Here is an 18,453-nt window from a genome sequence, read left to right on the forward strand (position 1 = left end):
GATGCCCGAGGATAACGAATGACGCTTACACAGCGTGTTGCCATTGTTGATGATGAACCCTCCGTGCGCAGCGGTTTGAGCAATTTGCTGCAATCCGATGGCTACGCCACGCTGACATTCGCTTCCGCCGAAGCATTTCTTAACGACATCCCGGCGCGCAACGACACTGCGCTGGTGATTGTCGACATAAAACTCAAAGGTATGAGCGGGGCGGCGCTGTTCGAGGCATTGCAGCAAAGCCCGACACCGCCACCGGTGATTTTTATCTCCGGTCATGATGATGAGACCTGGCCGCGATATGCGGGACGCGCGGGTGCCGTTGCTTTTTTGCGCAAACCCATCGATATCGATATCCTGCTGGAACATATTCAGCGCGTGCTGACGCCGGGCGAGGATAAACCATGAGCGGGAATGATCGGCTGCACCAGCAACCCACGGAGGACGAATCAGAAGAGAGTCAGCCGTTTACGCTTCAGGATGACGCCATCTACACGCCGCTGGCGCAGGAGGGATGCATTGTCTGGATGAACGTGCGCCAGCCCCGGGCAGATGAGACCTTTATTCTTGCCACTGCCGTGAGCGACGAGACGGAACCCCGCGCCAGCCAGCTACTCAAAAATGAATTTGCCCTGCGCCCGTACCTCGACAGCCGCTGGGCGGTCAAACCCATCGCCAGTGCGCAATACCATGGCCGTTATGCACTGGTGTATCCCGCTTTCCCGTTTAAGCCGTTAAGTCGCCTGGCAACCCAGCCAGTAGCCTCTGTTGCCGACTGGCTGGCGCTGGCGGTACAGCTTTGTGCACCGCTGCGCCAGATGCACCAACGCCACCTGATCCACGGTGATATTAAACCCGGTAATCTTTTTCTTGACGACGACGGCTGTCGGTTAGGCGGCTTCGGTCTGACCACGAGTACTGCGGGTGAACTGGCCCAGAGCTGGTTGCCGCTTTCCGGCGGAACGCTGGCTTATATGTCGCCGGAGCACACCACCCGCACGCACCGCGCGGTGGACAGCCGCAGCGATCTCTACAGTCTCGGCATTGTCTTTTATGCGCTGCTAACCGGCGCGCTGCCCTTTGATCTCAGTGAAGGCGGGCAGGCGGAGTGGACATTGCACCATATCGCGTCTGAGCCCTCGCCGCCGCATACCGTACGCGATGGCGTTCCAGATATGTTGTCGCTGATTGTATTGAAGTTACTCGCCAAATCGCCGGAAAAACGCTACCAAAGTGTCGACGGGCTGATTGCCGACCTGCGCCGTTGCCAGGCAACGCTCACGGCTGATCACGACATCGCGTTGTTTACGCCCGGTTTACAGGATCGCTCCCCGGCGTTGCATTTCGCCGACACGCTGTACCGTGAACATCCGCAGGCGGGGGAGCTGGTCGCCGCACTGGAAGAGGTGAATCAGCGCGGCGCACAAATGCTGGCGATCATTAGCGGCCCATCGGGCATGGGAAAATCCTCACTGATGGCGTCGGCGCTAAAGGCATTTCAGTGTCGTCCCACGTTGATTGCGCTCGGTAAAGCTGAACAGTCATCACAAGTTGTGCCGCTGGGCGTACTGACAGCAGCGTTTCGCTCGCTGGCGCTGCATTTGCTGGGGTTACCGGCGGAAGAGGTGGCACAATGGCGATCGCGGCTCTCCCGGGCGCTCCACGGTTACGAAGCCCTCGCGGCCAGCCTGGCACCGGAACTCGGTTTACTGATAGGCAGCCCGCCGGGATCGTATGTGGACACCTTCTCACTGGATTCCCGCGCACGTTTCAACCATATGGTACTGAGTCTGGTGAATGTGTTTGCCACGCCAGGCCGTCCGCTGGTGCTGCTGATCGACAATCTGCACTGGCTTGATGAGACCAGTTTGCAGTTACTGGAATACCTGTTGCAAAACAGCAGCGGGTTACCGCTGTTGCTGGTGGTCTCACACCGGGATTTGCCATCGTTACAGGACAAAAGTTTTGAGTCTGCGTTAACCCGACTGCGCCATGCCGCCCGACAAACGGTGGAAAGCGTGCCGCAGCCGCTCTCCGGCAAAGCGGTCTCGCGCTGGCTGGCGACCATCTTTCAGACACGTCCGGCGGCCACGACGGAACTTGCGAAACTGATTCACGAAAAAACAGGGGGTAATCCGCTGTTTGTCCATGAGTTTTTTAAACGCATTGTCGAAGACGGGTTGGTCAGCCATAGCCCTTATCAGGGGAAATGGCAGTACGATCTCGAGGCTATCCGTGCCCGGCATTACAGTGAAAACGTGATAGGGCTGGTGCTACAACAACTGGCGTATATACCGGAAGAAACCCGCCTGTCGCTGGGCAGCATGGCCTGTCTGGGCGCGACCGGGGAATTATCGCTGATTGGTCAGATCATCGGGATTTCACCCACCGAAGTACGCTACCGACTGCACCCGGCCGTGTCGGTTCAGTTGATTACCCTCGGCGCGGAAGAGTATGCGTTCCCCCATGAACGCATTCAGGAGGCTGCCGTCGCGTTGCTGGATCCGACAGCACGCAGTCAGTTGCATCTGACTGCTGCCACACTGTTGGCAGAGAGATCACTGTTGGCGTCCGGGAATGATGTGTTATTCCGCGCCATTCACCATATAACAGCGGCCATTGACAGTATTCAGCCACCGCCGCAACGGCGGATGTTCAGTGAGCTGAGTGAACTCGCCGCACGCCGGGCAAAACGCACCGGCGATTACAGCTCAGCACTGGGGTATTTACACACCGCGCGTCTTCTCAGCACCGACAGCACGGCGCGGTTTGCCCTCGATCTGCAACAGGCGGAGTGCGAGTTTCTGCTGGGGCATCTCGCCACCGCCCGCAGTCTGTGTGAGAAGCTACTGGCGGCGCCTGGTGAACTGGCGGAAAAAGCGCTGGCGGCAAATCTGCTGGCGGAAGTGCATATCCGCCAGTCCAGTTATCCACTGGCGCTGGAGACCACGCTGTGCTGGCTGTCGGTATTCGGTATTCACCTGAACCGCTGGCCTGATGCAGAAGAGTGCGACGATGCCTGGCAGAGTATGCATGCGCGGGTCGGGGAACAGCCTGCCAGTCTGTTTATGGCGTTGCCGCGCATGAACCACCGCGAAACCGATGCGTTAATGAACCTGCTGGCGAGTGCCAGCCTGTACGCCAGTTTTATCTGCCCGCGACTGCATTTTTTGCTGCTCTGCCAGATGCTGCAATTGACGCTGGAGCGCGGTCTGACGGGGGCTTCCACTTCCGCACTGGCGTGGTTTGGTGTCCTGATTGGCGAGCGTTATGGTGAGTATTCACTGGGACTGAAATACGGCACCCTGGCGCACGATCTGGTGACGCGACACGCTTTACACGACTACGCCGCCAAAACATTGCTGCCGCTGGGTCGGATCAGCGTCTGGACACAGCCCTTATCACGCAGCGTGGAGTATGCAAAAGCCTGTTTCCGCGCAGCCGTGGCGAATGGCGATCTCACCATTGCCTGTTTTGCCACCTTCCGCCAGGTGAGCAATAGCCTGAGTCGCGGTGATCACCTCGACAGCGTCTTGAGCACCATTGAGCGCGGGCTGTCGTTCGTGCGGGAAACCCGTTATCAGGATATGGATACGGTTCTTGAGTTACAACGTCACTTCGTTGAATTTATGCGACAACCAGAAGGTGTGTTTAGCGGTAAAGCGATGCTTCCCCCCTCGTTACTGCCGCCGTCACCGCCCGCAACCATGCAGTTCTGGTTCTGGCTCTATCGCGGGATGGCACACTTCGCTGCCGGCGAGTATGCCCAGGCCGAGCAGACGCTGCTCGAAGCGGCGAAACATGCCTGGTCCGCACCAGGGCATATAAATCTCCTGGATCTCCATCTGTACAGCGCATTGTCGCTGTCAATGCAACTGACGCCGGATACCTTTTCAGCCGAACACCGTCTGCGCCTGAACACGCACTACAACAAAATAGCCCTCTGGGCACGGGTGAATCCCGGCACGTTCAGCGATAAAGAAGCGCTGTTATATGCCGAGATTGTGCGTCTCGATGGCATGAACAGCATCGCACTGGCACAGTACGAAAAAGCCATCAAGCTCTCGCGCGAAGCGGGGTTTGACCCCAGCAATGCGCTCGCTCATGAGCTGGCCGGGCGTTTCGCGCTGGCCAGCGGTTACCACACCGCGGCAGACGCGCACTTCCGTGGCGCGATAACCGCCTGGGCCCGGGTCGGGGCGCGGGCGAAAGTCCGCCAGCTTGAGCAGGAACATCCGCATCTGGTGGCACCAGCAGAAAGCACGCCTTATGACACCATTGCCTTTGCGCAGAATGAAGAGATTCGCGATCTGCAAAGCATTATTAATGCCTCCCGTGCGCTGTCGGAAGAGATTAACCTGGAGCGGTTAATGCACATTCTGCTGACCATGCTGCTGGAACGCGCGGGCGCGCAGCGGGGATTGCTGATCCGCGTACTCAACGACAATATCCCGGAAATCGAAGCCAGCGCACACACCAGCAACGACGGCGTGCGCGTCCGGGTGATGAAAGAGGTGCCGATGGCGACCGATATGCCGTTGTCGGTGCTGGCCGCAGTGATCCGCACCGGGCAGGAGATCCGTACCGGCAGGCCGGAAGAGTACAGCCCGTTCAGTCAGGATCCTTATCTGCTGACTTCCGGCGCGGCAGTGATGTGCGTGCCGATGTTCAAGCAGGCGCGGCTGGTGGGGGTGTTATATCTGGAAAATCGCCTGATGCCGGAGGTGTTTACCGCGGAACACTCCCGCGTGGTCAATCTGCTGGGCGCGCATGCCGCCGTTTCGCTGGAAACTGCGCGTTTGTATGCCGAACTGCTGGAAGAGAACGTTCAGCGCCGTCGGGTAGAGAAAGAGTTGCGTGCCAGCCAGACGTCGCTGATGCTCGGCGAGCAAATCAGTCATACCGGGACGTGGCGCTGGGAGCTGGAACAGGATCTGATGCATATGTCTGAAGAGTATGCTCGCATCCTCGGTCTGCCGGAGAAACAAAAACTGATTTCGATGGCGGAGTTTCTCACTTTTGTGCACCCGGACGATCATCCGCATATCAGCGAACTGGTCACCCGCAGTGTGGCGGATGGCCTGACGATGCAGGCGGAGTTCCGTATTATCCGCGCGGACGGTGAGTGTCGGTACATTCTGGGTATCGGCGATCCGGTGGGTGCGGGTGACGCGGTGTATGAGTATTTCGGCACCATCACCGACATTACCGCGCAGCGGCAAAACGAGGACGCCGTGCGCGTTGCACAGGCGGAACTGGCGCGGGTTTCACGCGCTACCACGGTCGGGCAACTGACGTCCTCCATTGCCCATGAAATCAACCAGCCGCTGATGTCAATTGTCGCCAATGCGGGCGCCAGCCTGCGCTGGCTTAATCGCGACCCGATTCCGGTAGAGAATGTGCGCGCCGGACTGACGGAGATCATCAGTGAAGGTCAACGCGCAGGCGAGGTGATCCGCAGTCTGCAATCCCTGACGCGGCGGCAGGCCCCTGTCCTGGAACGCGTCGATTTACACGTGTTGATCCGCCATATTATGACCCTGTCGCGCAGCGAACTGGAGCGCAGGCGTATTACCGTTGAATACATTCTACAGGCGGGTGGCAGCGTCGTTTATGGCGACAGCGTGCAGATCCAGCAGGTGCTGCTGAACCTGGTGATGAACGCTGTTGAAGCGATGAGCGATGTGGATTCACGCCCCCGGATCTTGACGCTGGATACGCAAAACCCACAGCCGAGGACCATCCGTTGCCAGATTGCCGACACCGGGAGCGGAATGGATGCGGATGTGCAGGCGCGGCTGTTCGAATCGTTCTATACGACCAAACCGCAGGGAATGGGGATGGGGTTAACCATCAGCCATGCGATCATTGAACGTCATCAGGGCAAACTTTACGCTCAGGCAAGGCAACCTTTCGGCAGCCTGTTTACCTTCGAATTGCCCGTGGCGGGGGATTAGCGGCTACGGGATTTGGCAATCTGCAATGTGCCCGCAGCGTGAACCAAATCGGCGAGAGAGCGGGCCTGCATTTTCTCCATTACCCGGCGGCGATGCACTTTGACGGTGATTTCACTCACACCAAGCTCAGCGGCGATCTGCTTATTCAGCAGGCCGCTAATGGCCAGCTCAAACACTTCCTGCTCACGCGGTGTCAGCGAGAGGTGGCGCTGCCGGAGAGCAAAGAGCTCCTGTTGTTGTGCAAATTCTTTCTCCGCTACGTTCAGCGCCTCGGCTACCGCAGACAATAGCCGTTCCGGCTCCACCGGCTTGGTCAAAAATTCCCGCGCGCCGGCTTTCATCGCCCGTACCGTCAGCGGAATTGTGCCATACCCGGTGAGAAAGATTATGGGCAGATCGCGCCCGCGATCTTTCAGTACGCCCGCCACGTCAAAACCGTCGACAACCGGCATATTCAAATCGAGGATCAGGCATGAAGGCACAGAGGGGTCGGAAACCAGAGGATCGGCAAAAAAGGACTCGGCGGAAGGAAAATCGACAGCGGGGTAACCCTCCGACGCCAGCAACCGGACAAGCGATTGCCTGACAGCATGATCATCATCGACAACATAAACGATAGATTCCATTATCGACCTCTGTATAGGTTGGAATGCGAATAAAGCCCCCTGTCCAGGATGAGGGGATACTGTTAACACAAAAACTAACCTGATGAAATATCTTCCTTTTCTCACAATAGCCGTGCGCTTTTTGCCTTAGTTCAGGTACACCGGGCACCGGACGGGAGTGACCCACCAGTCACGTCTGGCTTTCGAATGAAATTTACCTTAAAAGGGTGAATGTTGCATGAAATTTAATTAATCATTTCTTATTTGTTATTTTGCTAACCCTTTTCTGGCCGACAAGGTTGACCGTTTTTAGTGGAAAAAATCAGAAGAGTTGCAGGTTGGAAGCAGAACGGTTGATGATAAAACAGGGATAGCAGGGTGAAAGGTAAAAAATGGCGACGCCAGGAGAATAATGATGACCGGAATCAAAACGCTGACTACCACGGAAATTTACCGCAATAAATGGATGCGTCTGCGTGAAGACCGGATCCTGCGGGCTGATGGCAACGAAGGGATCTACTCGGTGGTTGAGAAAGCCGATTTTGTGGTGATTATCGCCAGAGAGGGCGACTCACTTTATGTTGTGGAGCAGTTCCGCTATCCGCTGAAGCGGCAGACGATCGAACTGCCGCAAGGTGCCTGGGAGTGCAATCCTGATGCCGATCCCGGCGAGGTTGCCGCCGGGGAGTTACGGGAAGAAACCGGGCTGGTGGCCGGGACAATGCGCCGGGTTGGTTACCAGAAACTGGCTCAGGGATACTCAAGCCAGGGCTACCATATTTTCCTCGCAGACGATCTGCGCTATGACCAGCCGTCGCTGGATCCGGAAGAGGTTGGGCTGACCGCCCGCAAAATGCCCATCCGTGAGTTTGAAGCGCTGATCCGCGATGGCCTTATTAGCGATGCCACATCAGTAGCGGCTTTTCTGCTGGCTAAACTCAAGGGGATGATTGACTGATCATCCCTCAAAATATCAGTAAGTTACCCGGATTTAACCTGGACAAAACGAATGCGACTCAGGCTGAAAAAGAGAGCGAGCAGCGTCGCTGCGGTGGCGAGCCATAGCCCCAAGCGAATGGCGTAAGCATCCTGAACTGGCGCGCCTGGTCGTGAGCAGACGGCAAAAATCACGCCGACAAGGGCTGCGCCAAGACACTGGCCGAAGGTGCGCATGATCGCCAGGATACCGGAAGCGTAACCACTCTGTTCCCGTGGAGCATTGGCCATGATTTCACGGTTATTTGGGCTTTGAAAACAGCCAAAACCGATACCACAGACCAGCCCACGCCAGCTGATATCCCACATCTGCGCCTGATTGGGCAGCAGGGCCAGCAGCATCAGCCCGATGGCGAATACGCATAAACCCACCGTCGAGATGACCGCTGGCACATAATGATCTGCCAGCCGCCCGGCATGCGGTGCAATGAGGATGATCCCGAGCGGCCAGGTCGTGAACAGCAATGCGGCGGTAAACGCACTGTAGCCATACACGTTCTGGAACAAAAAAGGCAGTGCGACAAAGGTGATCCCCTGGCTGATAAACGATGCCAGGGAGGTCAGCGCCGCCAGGGAAAAGCGTGGTGCAGCAAACAAGGTCAGTGGCAGAAGTGGGTGTGACGCGCGCTGTTGACGGCGGATAAACGCCAGCCCGGCAAACACGGCGATAGCGGCATACGCCACAGCATCGTGTAGCGCATCCGGCCGCGAAAAGGCGTCTGCCGCCATGATCACCGCCCCCAGCATGACAGCGGACATTACCGCGCCCGCCACATCAAAAGGTCCAGCCGTGAGGCGCGGTTTACCGGGGAGCACACGCAGCGTCAACATGATGGCGATGAACCCCAGCGGGATATTTATCGCGAATAGCCATTGCCAGCCCACCGTCGCCAGTAACGCACCACCTGCCACCGGCGAAAGCGCTGTCGCTGTGGCAATCAACAATGCGTTCATGCCGAGAATGCGCCCCAGCAGCCGGGTGGGGAAGACAGAACGCAAGATTGCGGGGGCAATGCTCAGTGTCGCCGCACCGCCCATCCCCTGCAAAACGCGCAGAGTCACCAGCATCTCCAGCGATGTGGACATTGCACACCCCAGCGAAGCCAGCGTAAACAGCCCCAGACCGGCGGCAAACAGCGCGCGAAAGCCTGTTCTCACCGCCAGGGCCGCAAAGATTGCCAGCGTCATGGCGGTGGAGAGCAAATATGCGTTAACCACCCACACCGCATTGCCCGCCGTCACATTAAGCAGCCGGGCTATCTGTGGCAGGGCAATATTGACCATCGCGCCATCAAAGACCGCCATGGTGGTGCTCGTCATCACTGCGATCATCGCCAGCGCGCGTTGACGCCCCGGTAAGCCTTCATCGCCAGGTTTATCGGTAAATAACTCCATCTTGACCTCTCTGAATTTGTGCTTGCGATAACCTTAAATGCGCGCAAGATAAGGCGGAAGACGCAGCAGTTGCATTAATACCATGCAGCAAACGCCACATATGATAATGACCCATGAGAAACAAACCGTTATGAGCGAACCCGACCTCAATTTGCTGTTTGCACTGGATGTTCTGCTCGCTGAGCGAAGCGTTGCATCCGCCGCGCGTCGCCTGGGGCTGAGCGCTTCGGCCATGAGCCGTACCTTAAGCCGTTTGCGTGAGACGACCGGCGACCCGTTACTGGTGCGGGCAGGGCGCAACATGGTGCTCACGCCTTACGCGGAAGGGATCCGTGAGCGAACACAAAATGCGGTGTTTGAAGCGCGATCGGTATTGCGTCCGGCGTTACCCGGCATGAATGTGGCGCATCTGGAACAGATATTTACGCTGCGCGCCAACGACGGCTTTGTGGAAGCCTTCGGCCCGGCGCTGATTGCGGAAGCGGCCGCCATCGCACCGGGTGTGCTACTGCGCTTTCTGCCAAAAGCGGAAAAGAGTGACAGACCGCTGCGCGAAGGGCTGGTCGATCTGGAAATTGGCGTACTGGGAGAGATGGGGCCGGAAATCCGCGTCCAGGCGTTATTTCGGGATCGGTTTGTGGGGGTTGTGCGTAAATCGCACCCGCTGGCGCAGCTTAAGGCCGTCACCCCACAAGCGTATGTGGACTGGGGTCATGTTGTCGCGTCACGGCGCGGTTTGCTGAGCGGCCCGGTGGATGACGGACTGGCAGAACACGGATTAACGCGCAACATTGCTGCCGTCGTACCGGGCTTTCCTGCTGCGCTGGCCGTCGCGCGCTCAAGCGATCTGGTGGCGTTGATCCCGGCTTCATTCCTGATTAGCCCGGCGACAGAAGATATCTTTCATGTGTTCGAGCTGCCGGTAAAAACCCACCGGATCACGGTATCACAGTTGTGGCATCCGCGTTCGGAAGTGGATCCGGCGCAGCGCTGGTTGCGCCAGTTTGTGCGCGAGGTATGCCAGCGATTAATGCCGGAATAAGCGTTATCCCTGTTTTCGCGTAACGCTCTGCCGCTCTTTTAGTTGCGCACGTTTGAGCTGCCCGCGCCATAAATGGTTATGCAGGCAGTACGCCGTAGTGCGGTAAAACATCATGCTGTTGAGGCATATAAAAGCGCAACCACTGAATATCACTGCCAGCACCGCGGTAACGAGATGGGTGGTATGGATCGCCATTCCTGTCAGCCCGGGAAAAATGGCCGCGATGAAATTTATCAGCGTGCCCAATGCGGTCAGCGAAATAAAGATGAGAAAAAATCGAAACGCGCGCAGATAACCCTTGGCGGTAAACAGCGCCGCAGCATAGAGGAGCAGGATATATACTATTGCCGCAGGCAAGATCCCGGCAAATAGTTTAAATTCCGGCCAGCCAAACCAGCGAAATAGCGCCATCCATAACGGAACCTGCCACATCATATAACTGAACAGCGTCAGGAGGGTGCAGCCGGACAGTGGCAGCGCCATCGTCTGCAAACCTACCGGCCCGCCGGCTCTGTCCAGCAGACGATCCCGCAAAGAATCGAGTTTATCCTCATTGTGAGCCTGCTTTTTCTTGTCGACTATCATGCTGAGCACGAGGCTTCTTTTGATATGTTTCATCATTGCGGTAGGGGTTACGTCCTGTGATAGTGAATAAATCAGTGCAAATAAACCTGCGCCATTTTACCGTGTTCGGGACACGCTTTTTACGCTTTTCAATAGTAACTTCCCCACCGTTTTTAGGGATCGGAGAAATACAACGGTGGCCTTCATTGCAGCAGAAACAACGTTAAGAATAATCTGAATAGAGCCTGTTTTTATATTTCCCCAACAGATACTTTTATCACTGAATTAACAGATACGCGTATTATCAGCGCAACGGCTAAATGAGTGTGTTCGTTACTTTTTTCAAGAATAAATGGAGTGAAAAATGGGACTACCCGTATCCGGGCTGGCATCAACCTATTCAGATTTCTTTATTAATAAAATGACGGCGAGCGGAGATATTTACACACACGCAGGCTTTACCGCTGCGTTATTGCCGCGTGAAAGGTGGCGTGAGGTTCCGCTTGGGACCAAACTCAAGCTGACGTATCAAGGACGTTCCGTTATCGTCAAGGTAAACGATCGGGGCGCTGGTGATGGCTCAATGGCGCGCGTTCTCGACCTGAGCCGCGCTGCCTACGCCAGTCTGACCGGAATACCGCTTAGCGCAATCACGGATAAAACAGCGGGTATCATCAACCTGCAATCGATTGTTATTGTGCCGCCAAATTCAGCACTGGGACCTGTATCAAAATGAATAAAAAGAATATGTTACGTCTTACAGGCGCACTGGCCAGCCTGGTGATATTTTCTTGCCCGGCGGCGGAAAACATCCCGGATGCGGTAAATCAGTTGATGGCGTCACCTGTGCGTAATCTCAGCCAGGCAGACAACGATGCAGAGGGCACGGCGCGTTGGGTTGCCTGGGAAGAGGGCACGCCGGATGCCCGCACTTCACATTTGGCGCTGTTTGAAAAACAGAATAACGGCAACATTCAGCCTGTATGGTCAACGGCATGGCCGGACGCCTGGGCTCCGTCACTGTTAGTGCTCCAGGAGTGGCGCTGGCACAATCAGCCGCTGCTTGCTGTCACGGTGCAATTCGGTGCTGCGGCTGAACAAATCGATATTTACGGGCTGAATGAAAATAACCGCCCGCAGCGCCTGACAGGAAAAACCGCCGCCAGCATCAGTTGGAAGGTTAATACAGCCGGGCAACGATTACTGGTTGTGTATGAGGCGAAACCGACAGTGCTGAAAGCAACCTGTTACGGCTGGCAGGATAACAAACTGGCGGTGAAATCCTGCGACGACTAATGCAATAAAGGGGAGGGTGCATAATGCGGCTGGCTTCTTATAACGTTGAGAACTTGTTTGATCGTGCGAAAGCCATGAATCAGAGTGATTGGGCCGAGGGCAAACCGATTCTGGAGAAGTTTGCCGCGTTAAATGCGCTGCTTGGAGAGTTAACGTATACCGCTGAAATAAAGAAAAAAATGGTGGTCTTGATGAACGATCTGGGATTGAGGAAGTCCGATACCGGCCCGTTCGTTATTCTGCGTCGTAACCGTGGAAAACTGTTAACCCGCCCCCAGGATGGCGGTGAAATCAGCATTACCGCTGAAGGCCGCGCAGACTGGGTTGGTTCGCTGGAACTGCGATCCGCCCCCGTAGATGAAACCGCCATGCTCCTTACCGCGCAGGTCATGATCGATCTGCGCGCCGATATTTTGGCCGTTGTGGAGGCAGAAAGCCGACCCGCGTTACAGGCATTCAACAGCGAAATTCTGCCAGCGCGCAAAGGCACGCCTTTCGAACATGTGATGGTTATCGACGGTAACGATGAGCGTGGCATTGACGTCGGTTTGATGACCGCCAACGCCTTTCCGATCGATACCATTCGCAGCCATGTTGATGATAAAGACCGCGCAGGCGCCCCCATTTTCTCCCGCGACTGTCCGGAATTTGCCATTCCCTTAAGCAACGGCGAAACGCTGCTTGTATTAGTTAATCATCTGAAAAGTAAAGGTTATGGCAGTAAAGGGAGTTCTGATGCCCGCCGTAAAGCACAGGCAGAACGGGTGAAGGCGATTTATCAGCAGCGGGTAAAAGAAGGTGAAACGTTTATCGCCATTATGGGGGATTTTAACGACACGCCAGACAGCCAGACGCTGGCACCGTTGCTTAAAGAAACGGATTTGCGTGACATCTTTACCCATGAAAAATTTGATAATGGCGGTTACCCCGGCACCTGGGGAAGTTGTACCGCCAGCAACAAGATCGACTATATTTTGTTGTCGCCCGCCTTGTGGGAAAAAGTGAAACAGGGCGGCGTATACCGCAAAGGAATGTGGCCTGGTGTGCGTCCAGCAAAGTGGGAAACCTATGCTGAACTGAAAAAACCGGTCAACGCCGGCTCCGATCATGCCGCTGTTTGGGTTGAGCTGGATATCTGACAGATTAACAGAAGCCAGGCTAATCCCTGGCTTCTGTGTTCGCGGGCGTTTATGCGTTCAGTTTTTTCAACAACCGTAACGCTGCTTCTTCTGAACTGGCCGGATTCTGACCAGTAACCAGGTTGCCATCTTCCACAACAAACGGCATCCAGTCCGCGCCTTTCACATAATGCGCACCCGAAGCAATAAATTCATCTTCAACCAGGAATGGGACGACGTCCGTTAATTCGACCGCTGCTTCTTCACCATTTGTAAAGCCCGTCACTGTGCGCCCTTTGATTAACAGCTCGCCGTTTGCCGCTTTTACGTGGCGCAACACGCCTGGCGCGTGGCAAACAAAGGCGATCGGTTTATCTGCCCGGTTAAACGATTCAATCAACTGGATCGACGTTCTGGATTCAGCCAAATCCCATAAAGGACCGTGGCCGCCAGGATAGAAAACGGCGTCGAAATCGTCATGGGTAACAGTCTCCAGTTTGACGGTAGATGCCAATACCTGCTGCGCAGCGTTATCGGTTTTGAAACGGGTCGTGAGCGCGGTCTGGAATTCCGGTAGATCGCTTTTAGGATCGAGTGGAGGCTGGCCGCCAGCAGGAGAGGCCACCACAATATCGGCGCCAGCGTCTTTAAAAACGTAGTAGGGTGCAGCAAACTCCTCGAGCCAGAAACCCGTCTTTTTACCGGTGTTACCGAGTTCATCATGCGATGTCAGTACCATCAAAATTTTCATCAGTAATCCTTCATCTTAGTCAGTGTGTCGTTTACTTCGAGAGTATTGCTTCGTTTTCTGCAGAGTAACCCGTGTAGAAATTCATGACTAACAAGGTTATTTTAGCAGGGGTATAAATTAATTTATGAGGTCACGATGTCTCTGGTTCGTTTACGCACGTTTATGGAAGTTTATCGCCAGCGTTCCATTTCCGGCGCAGCCAGGGCGCTAAATCTGACTCAACCTGCGGTTTCTCAGCATATAAGCGGATTGGAAGTTGTCATTGGGCGGTCTCTTTTTGAACGTCTGGTGCACGGCGTTCAGCCGACGGCAGCGGCAGATGATCTGGCAGCGGATATCGGTAATAAGCTGGATGATGCAGAGTCTGCACTGGCATCGGCCAGGGCGCGTTCAATGGATGTGTCAGGAACGCTTCAGGTGATTGGCCATGCAGATTTTATGGCTGAGAAACTGGCCGGCGAATTGCTTCCGCTTCTTGAAAGTGGCATTCGGGTCCATATGCACACCGGCGATGGCCCGGTAGTGACGCAAATGGTGGCGGAAGGCCATTGCGATTTGGGGCTGACGGCGCATCCGGTGACGGATCCGCGCCTGAAAGGTGAGATCATTTTTACCGATCGCGTGATCGCCGTTGCGTCAGCAGCACTGGGAGCCCGGTTAGCACACAGCAGCGATTTTGCCCACGATTTACTTAAAGAACCACTGTTGGCATATAACCTTGAACTTTCGCTTATCGATCACTGGCTGGATAAAAACGGAATGAAATGTCATGGATTACGTCCTGCGTTGGTTGGGCAAGATTTACGCGGGTTGCGGAGTTTGCTGTGCCGGGGATTTGGTTGGACGGTGATGCCAGCGTTTCTGTGCGCAAGTCAGATTGCCAGTGGAGAAATGGTAAAACTGAACGCACCAACAGGCGACACCGAAATCCGTTACAACCTGGTATGGTTGCCCGGTGCATTGCGTCAGCCGCGTATTGCGCATGCCCGACAGGTCTTATTGCAACGGTTGGGCATTGAGAGAAACACCGGGCCTGGCTCTAAGGCAATATCACGACCAGCACAATCATGACCGTAAACAGCCGGATTCCATCTGAATGCATGTGAGTACGCATAATGTGATATGTCGTTATGTTGAAAAGGCCGCTGCGAAAATCTAATCCCGCAGCGGCCTCTTTAGCATAACGCTATTATGCGAACCAATTTTTTTGCTTTATTAACTTTTCAGATGCCAAACCTTCTTTTACGAATCCTTCTATTTTCAGCCAAGAATCAAAATCTTCTAAGTCTTTTGTAGCGTCAGAAATAAACTGGCTAAGTTTATTAACATCGGATAACTCTTTTATGATATAGGCTATTGAACCTTCTGGAGGGTTACTTTTTATATATGCCTCTACAATATCCCCTGTAACTTCATATCTTCCATTCTTTAGCTCTATCTTTGCATCCATAAACCCATTATTAAGCCTATCTATAATAATACGCGTATAATTGGCTTTCATATCCAATGTATCTGAGATTTTTTGCGGGAATTTATTAATGTAGAAGTTTCGCATCATGTCAAAAAGCTCTGAGATCTTTAAGTATTTGTTTCTCATACCAACTCCTTGTTAAAGGTCATAACTCATTGATTTTATGAAAGATGTATCATTTCGCAATAATCATCATCTAATTCTTTAATTTCTATTGGTTTTGGGTTTTCTTGTACGATACCATCGAATATTTTTATATTAGTCCATGAATACCAAGAGTCGGATTCTTTTCTTCCAGAATTTCTTGAATTGTCAATAACGAACAAAATTTTATCTTCGTTGTTAACTCTAGGGCTTATGTCCTTATATTGTCCATTTTCATTTATGACTGCATGAAATTCTGCTTCGATGAAGCTACTTTTCCTGTCTTCCCATATCATCCAGCCGTAAACCACAGATGCTTTATTATTTTTGGCATACTGTTCACAGTTATTGAAGCAATATCCCGCCCGTGAATAATCGACCTTGGTAAGTGGTAAATAAAAAGGGGAGTTATTAATCCCCAATGAATTTATTAGTTTTTTAACTGCGGAATTAATTTTCTTTGGGGTTTTAGGTTTTAATTTTAATTTAACTGACATGCTCACCCATCCTTTTCGTTCAAAATCTGCACAATCTAAAACGTGCAGTGTTGGTAATACTGCACGTTTGTCTCATTCCTGAGACTCAGTCTTTCTTCTTCCCGAAAAGCTCATCCCATTTTCTTGATGTTGTTGCTGTTTGCAAGGCATTCGAAACCCTCCCCAAGCAAAGGATGTCCTCATCATCAAGGGTGCGAAGGTTGTAGATGATGAAGTGAGCCGCCTGAGCCGCATCTTTACTTCTCGTCTCAAAGAAGCGTTTGCTGGAATCGTAGATATCGCTGCTACTGGAGCCAAAAATCAGTTCAAAGATGTCCGTCTGAGTGATTTCAGCAATTTTTTCCAGCTCACTGATTTTCGCATCCCTCTGCGCGTTTGCGATCCGTTTCAGAGTGCCAATGTTGATGCCAGACAGTTCTTCCATCCTTTCGTATGTGAACTTGCCCAAGATCGCTTTTTTTATCCTTTCGGCCCGCTGTAAATCTATGTCTTCTGCCATTTCTTCCGGGTAGCCATTGCTATTGAGGTTGTTGCTCATTCTATCTCCTACTTTTTGTACTCATTTCAAAAGAACAAATATGTCACTTATCCAGTACAAAATCACTTGAGAGGTAAGATCTTGGGTGGTACATTTGTGTGACTGAGTTGGTACTAATAAGTTCTTGACATACCTTCTAGTCACAATACTGTTCTCTGAGGCGATACATGATTGACTGGTTTACCGGGATCCTACCTTGCACACACCGACCATTACCGGCTGGTAGTGTCGTCAGCGTTGATGCTGACGGTGAAGTGGAGTGGGAAACAGTAAAACGGTTGACCGTTCGCGGTTCTTATGAATCCACAATGAAAGTAAGATCTGTTGGATCTGATGGCGAAGGCCGGGCAACACATCTCTATATTGACGGCAATCCATCAAAGTTTTTGCAAGGTCACTCTGTTATCGGTTCCGATGATTTGCAAGGCTTGGTGTTAACTGCTTATGCCAGAATACTTGCATTACTGCATATTCCTCATGATCTTCCATCCTATCGGCAGGTAATGGCAGGGCAATTTAAGATCTCGCGTATCGACATCAACTACATGTATTCATTGTCAACATTAGAAAATGTCCGCGCATGGTTATATGCCGCAGAATTTAAAGCGAAAACTCGCCACGGTCGCGCCTGTGGTAAAGGTGGCACTGTTTACTTAGGAAAAAACTCCCGTCGTTGGAGTTTGAAATTTTATTCAAAATATGATGAACACACATCTGGTAAAAAAGGGCACCAGATGGCAGACGAATTCGTTAAAGCTGGTTTACTGGACTGGTCAAAAGATAAATTACGCATTGAATTAACATTAAGAACAACTGAATTAATTGACTTGAATCTTACGCTTGGCAATAACTGGAACATTGAGACGCCCAATAAATTATTCTCTGACTATGTAGGGAGAATAGAAATGAATCAAAATACTATATTAACCGATGAAAAAATAATTAATCTCCCAAGAAAAATACAGTCTACATATTTGTTGTGGAAGCAGGGCGCTAACATGAAGGAGATGTTACCGAAACCTACATTCTACAGACACCGTAAAGAATTACTCTCTTTCGGGATAGATATTAACTTTTATTGCGAGTCACCGGACTCTAATAACATTGTTCCGTTGGTACGGACCCTTGAGGCCAAACCAGCAAATATCCCATCATGGGTTTATGAGAAAGGTTTGATTTTTGATTATAACCGTATTTCACATGCCGCAAACTGGCAATAAAGAGGAGTGATATGTCTAATTATGGTCTTTTCGTAAAAGGTAAAATGCTTGGTGCTCGCCAGCGTAATAAGCTGAATGGACAGGGATACTATAATGAAATAGGTATTGGACTGGAAATCCCTGATGGATTTGGCGGCACCAAGCAAGACCAGATCATCATTCGTGTATCACAAGCACTTGTGAATTCCGGTTTAATGAATCAGGCAAACAGTCTCATCGGGAAGTTGGTTCAGATCCCCGTATATGTCCGTGTCTGGTCAATGGAAGGCAGGGAAGGTGTAACTTATAACATTTCCTCAGACAGCGGAATTACTGAAATTAAAGGTTAAATAGCTTTTTCTTTTTATATCAGACAACTGTTTCAGGGCCTTCTATGGATTCTGAATTAATTCATGTTGTTATTGGCCTTGGCCTTGTTATTTGCTTTGGCCTCGGCGCGATAACTGCTGGAGTGTTCCGCTGATGGATTATGTTTCTTACTTCATCGGAGCTTATGTGCTCGGCTACTGCCTGTTTTCGGGCATTGCCTATTTTAAAAACTTCTCATCAAAAATTATTTAAGGACTTATTATGCTGCGTTTTTCAGTCTCTTCTTCAAAGCTAAAGTTGCTACTGCTGCCGTTCTTCTGGCTACCTCTGCCGGTGCTATGGCCGCTGATGGCACAACTACAGATTATACATCTGCTGCATGGAACAGCCTCAAAACATCTGCATCTGACATGGTTGCTGAGGCATGGCCTATTATTACAGCTATTGTCGTTGCGGGCATTGCAATGCGCCTTTTCAAAAAGTTCGCATCCAAAATCTCTTAATTTCTTCTCTGCTTCTGTGGGCGCACTTTTGCGCCCTTTTTTGATCCTGC

General features: G+C 52.5%; 19 protein-coding genes. 12 read left to right on the plus strand and 7 right to left on the minus strand.

Features of this window, described 5'->3' with window-relative positions; translation table 11 throughout:
• Positions 1-18: 18 nt before the first annotated feature.
• Positions 19-405 carry a response regulator transcription factor gene (locus tag O9K67_RS12645; RefSeq protein WP_061495828.1) on the plus strand — a complete coding sequence of 129 codons (387 nt, stop codon included), beginning with the start codon at positions 19-21 and terminating at the stop codon, positions 403-405.
• Positions 402-5,954 carry a trifunctional serine/threonine-protein kinase/ATP-binding protein/sensor histidine kinase gene (locus tag O9K67_RS12650; RefSeq protein ID WP_061495826.1) on the plus strand — a complete coding sequence of 1,851 codons (5,553 nt, stop codon included), beginning with the start codon at positions 402-404 and terminating at the stop codon, positions 5,952-5,954. The genes O9K67_RS12645 and O9K67_RS12650 overlap by 4 nt, the downstream gene beginning before the upstream one ends.
• On the opposite strand, the gene O9K67_RS12655 is transcribed toward O9K67_RS12650, so the two are convergent.
• Positions 5,951-6,580: a response regulator transcription factor gene (locus tag O9K67_RS12655; protein WP_061495824.1), complete on the minus strand. Its 630-nt coding sequence runs from the start codon at positions 6,578-6,580 to the stop codon at positions 5,951-5,953. The two genes, O9K67_RS12650 and O9K67_RS12655, sit on opposite strands and share 4 nt — an antisense overlap.
• A 394-nt stretch (positions 6,581-6,974) precedes the next feature.
• Between O9K67_RS12655 and O9K67_RS12660 the strand changes: the two genes are divergently transcribed.
• Entirely contained in the window at positions 6,975-7,517 is a 543-nt protein-coding gene (locus O9K67_RS12660) for an NUDIX domain-containing protein (protein ID WP_170933839.1), read from the plus strand.
• Positions 7,518-7,540: 23 nt separating this feature from the next.
• Here the strand turns inward: O9K67_RS12660 and O9K67_RS12665 are convergent, their stop codons facing one another.
• The gene (locus O9K67_RS12665) at positions 7,541-8,950 is read right to left on the minus strand and encodes an MFS transporter (protein ID WP_061495820.1); all 1,410 of its coding nucleotides are present in this window, start codon (positions 8,948-8,950) and stop codon (positions 7,541-7,543) included.
• Between the two features lie 130 nt (positions 8,951-9,080).
• Here O9K67_RS12665 and O9K67_RS12670 point away from each other — a divergent pair, with 130 nt between their 5' ends.
• Positions 9,081-9,992: a LysR family transcriptional regulator gene (locus O9K67_RS12670; protein WP_061500022.1), complete on the plus strand. Its 912-nt coding sequence runs from the start codon at positions 9,081-9,083 to the stop codon at positions 9,990-9,992.
• Positions 9,993-9,995: 3 nt separating this feature from the next.
• Here O9K67_RS12670 and O9K67_RS12675 read toward each other — a convergent pair whose 3' ends face one another.
• Entirely contained in the window at positions 9,996-10,586 is a 591-nt protein-coding gene (locus tag O9K67_RS12675; RefSeq protein WP_148654711.1) for a hypothetical protein, read from the minus strand.
• Between the two features lie 334 nt (positions 10,587-10,920).
• On the opposite strand from O9K67_RS12675, the gene O9K67_RS12680 reads away from it, so the two are divergent.
• Genes O9K67_RS12680 through O9K67_RS12690 form a run of 3 tightly spaced genes read left to right on the plus strand, consistent with a single transcriptional unit; the run spans position 10,921 to position 12,991 of the window.
• Positions 10,921-11,292, plus strand: coding sequence for a septal ring lytic transglycosylase RlpA family protein (locus tag O9K67_RS12680; RefSeq protein WP_061495816.1), 372 nt, complete (start codon positions 10,921-10,923; stop codon positions 11,290-11,292).
• An 11-nt stretch (positions 11,293-11,303) separates the two neighbouring features.
• Positions 11,304-11,852, plus strand: coding sequence for a hypothetical protein (locus O9K67_RS12685; RefSeq protein ID WP_134318192.1), 549 nt, complete (start codon positions 11,304-11,306; stop codon positions 11,850-11,852).
• 23 nt (positions 11,853-11,875) lie between these two features.
• The gene (locus O9K67_RS12690) at positions 11,876-12,991 is read left to right on the plus strand and encodes an endonuclease/exonuclease/phosphatase family protein (RefSeq protein ID WP_061495812.1); all 1,116 of its coding nucleotides are present in this window, start codon (positions 11,876-11,878) and stop codon (positions 12,989-12,991) included.
• A 49-nt stretch (positions 12,992-13,040) separates the two neighbouring features.
• On the opposite strand, the gene O9K67_RS12695 is transcribed toward O9K67_RS12690, so the two are convergent.
• The gene (locus O9K67_RS12695) at positions 13,041-13,721 is read right to left on the minus strand and encodes a type 1 glutamine amidotransferase domain-containing protein (protein WP_061495810.1); all 681 of its coding nucleotides are present in this window, start codon (positions 13,719-13,721) and stop codon (positions 13,041-13,043) included.
• Between the two features lie 135 nt (positions 13,722-13,856).
• Between O9K67_RS12695 and O9K67_RS12700 the strand changes: the two genes are divergently transcribed.
• Entirely contained in the window at positions 13,857-14,792 is a 936-nt protein-coding gene (locus O9K67_RS12700; protein ID WP_061495808.1) for a LysR family transcriptional regulator, read from the plus strand.
• 118 nt (positions 14,793-14,910) lie between these two features.
• Here the strand turns inward: O9K67_RS12700 and O9K67_RS12705 are convergent, their stop codons facing one another.
• The 3 genes from O9K67_RS12705 to O9K67_RS12715 form a co-directional block, all read right to left on the minus strand.
• Positions 14,911-15,318 carry a hypothetical protein gene (locus O9K67_RS12705; protein ID WP_061495806.1) on the minus strand — a complete coding sequence of 136 codons (408 nt, stop codon included), beginning with the start codon at positions 15,316-15,318 and terminating at the stop codon, positions 14,911-14,913.
• A gap of 35 nt (positions 15,319-15,353) precedes the next feature.
• Entirely contained in the window at positions 15,354-15,833 is a 480-nt protein-coding gene (locus tag O9K67_RS12710; RefSeq protein WP_061495802.1) for a hypothetical protein, read from the minus strand.
• Positions 15,834-15,918: 85 nt separating this feature from the next.
• Positions 15,919-16,371 (minus strand): hypothetical protein, encoded by a 453-nt coding sequence (locus tag O9K67_RS12715; protein ID WP_061495800.1) that lies wholly within the window; start codon positions 16,369-16,371, stop codon positions 15,919-15,921.
• A gap of 167 nt (positions 16,372-16,538) precedes the next feature.
• Here O9K67_RS12715 and O9K67_RS12720 point away from each other — a divergent pair, with 167 nt between their 5' ends.
• The 4 genes from O9K67_RS12720 (at position 16,539) to O9K67_RS12730 (ending at position 18,403) form a co-directional block, all read left to right on the plus strand.
• Positions 16,539-17,591: a phage/plasmid replication protein, II/X family gene (locus tag O9K67_RS12720; protein WP_061495798.1), complete on the plus strand. Its 1,053-nt coding sequence runs from the start codon at positions 16,539-16,541 to the stop codon at positions 17,589-17,591.
• A gap of 11 nt (positions 17,592-17,602) precedes the next feature.
• Positions 17,603-17,920 carry a DNA-binding protein gene (locus tag O9K67_RS12725; RefSeq protein ID WP_061495796.1) on the plus strand — a complete coding sequence of 106 codons (318 nt, stop codon included), beginning with the start codon at positions 17,603-17,605 and terminating at the stop codon, positions 17,918-17,920.
• 44 nt (positions 17,921-17,964) lie between these two features.
• Positions 17,965-18,054: a tail virion protein G7P-2 gene (locus O9K67_RS24755; protein WP_148654710.1), complete on the plus strand. Its 90-nt coding sequence runs from the start codon at positions 17,965-17,967 to the stop codon at positions 18,052-18,054.
• A 184-nt stretch (positions 18,055-18,238) separates the two neighbouring features.
• Positions 18,239-18,403: a major coat protein gene (locus O9K67_RS12730; protein WP_271044594.1), complete on the plus strand. Its 165-nt coding sequence runs from the start codon at positions 18,239-18,241 to the stop codon at positions 18,401-18,403.
• Positions 18,404-18,453 lie beyond the last annotated feature (50 nt).

It is taken from the genome of Kosakonia oryzendophytica (assembly GCF_027886705.1).
GTDB lineage: Bacteria > Pseudomonadota > Gammaproteobacteria > Enterobacterales > Enterobacteriaceae > Kosakonia > Kosakonia oryzendophytica.

Excerpts from the sequence above, each read along its gene's own strand:
- O9K67_RS12645 (WP_061495828.1), top strand. The coding sequence starts at position 19 with ATGACGCTTACACAGCGTGTTGCCATTGTTGATGATGAACCCTCCGTG.
- O9K67_RS12650 (WP_061495826.1), top strand. The coding sequence starts at position 402 with ATGAGCGGGAATGATCGGCTGCACCAGCAACCCACGGAGGACGAATCA.
- O9K67_RS12655 (WP_061495824.1), bottom strand. The coding sequence starts at position 6,580 with ATGGAATCTATCGTTTATGTTGTCGATGATGATCATGCTGTCAGGCAA.
- O9K67_RS12660 (WP_170933839.1), top strand. The coding sequence starts at position 6,975 with ATGACCGGAATCAAAACGCTGACTACCACGGAAATTTACCGCAATAAA.
- O9K67_RS12665 (WP_061495820.1), bottom strand. The coding sequence starts at position 8,950 with ATGGAGTTATTTACCGATAAACCTGGCGATGAAGGCTTACCGGGGCGT.
- O9K67_RS12670 (WP_061500022.1), top strand. The coding sequence starts at position 9,081 with ATGAGCGAACCCGACCTCAATTTGCTGTTTGCACTGGATGTTCTGCTC.
- O9K67_RS12680 (WP_061495816.1), top strand. The coding sequence starts at position 10,921 with ATGGGACTACCCGTATCCGGGCTGGCATCAACCTATTCAGATTTCTTT.
- O9K67_RS12685 (WP_134318192.1), top strand. The coding sequence starts at position 11,304 with ATGTTACGTCTTACAGGCGCACTGGCCAGCCTGGTGATATTTTCTTGC.
- O9K67_RS12690 (WP_061495812.1), top strand. The coding sequence starts at position 11,876 with ATGCGGCTGGCTTCTTATAACGTTGAGAACTTGTTTGATCGTGCGAAA.
- O9K67_RS12695 (WP_061495810.1), bottom strand. The coding sequence starts at position 13,721 with ATGAAAATTTTGATGGTACTGACATCGCATGATGAACTCGGTAACACC.
- O9K67_RS12700 (WP_061495808.1), top strand. The coding sequence starts at position 13,857 with ATGTCTCTGGTTCGTTTACGCACGTTTATGGAAGTTTATCGCCAGCGT.
- O9K67_RS12705 (WP_061495806.1), bottom strand. The coding sequence starts at position 15,318 with ATGAGAAACAAATACTTAAAGATCTCAGAGCTTTTTGACATGATGCGA.
- O9K67_RS12710 (WP_061495802.1), bottom strand. The coding sequence starts at position 15,833 with ATGTCAGTTAAATTAAAATTAAAACCTAAAACCCCAAAGAAAATTAAT.
- O9K67_RS12715 (WP_061495800.1), bottom strand. The coding sequence starts at position 16,371 with ATGAGCAACAACCTCAATAGCAATGGCTACCCGGAAGAAATGGCAGAA.
- O9K67_RS12720 (WP_061495798.1), top strand. The coding sequence starts at position 16,539 with ATGATTGACTGGTTTACCGGGATCCTACCTTGCACACACCGACCATTA.
- O9K67_RS12725 (WP_061495796.1), top strand. The coding sequence starts at position 17,603 with ATGTCTAATTATGGTCTTTTCGTAAAAGGTAAAATGCTTGGTGCTCGC.
- O9K67_RS24755 (WP_148654710.1), top strand. The coding sequence starts at position 17,965 with ATGGATTCTGAATTAATTCATGTTGTTATTGGCCTTGGCCTTGTTATT.
- O9K67_RS12730 (WP_271044594.1), top strand. The coding sequence starts at position 18,239 with ATGGCCGCTGATGGCACAACTACAGATTATACATCTGCTGCATGGAAC.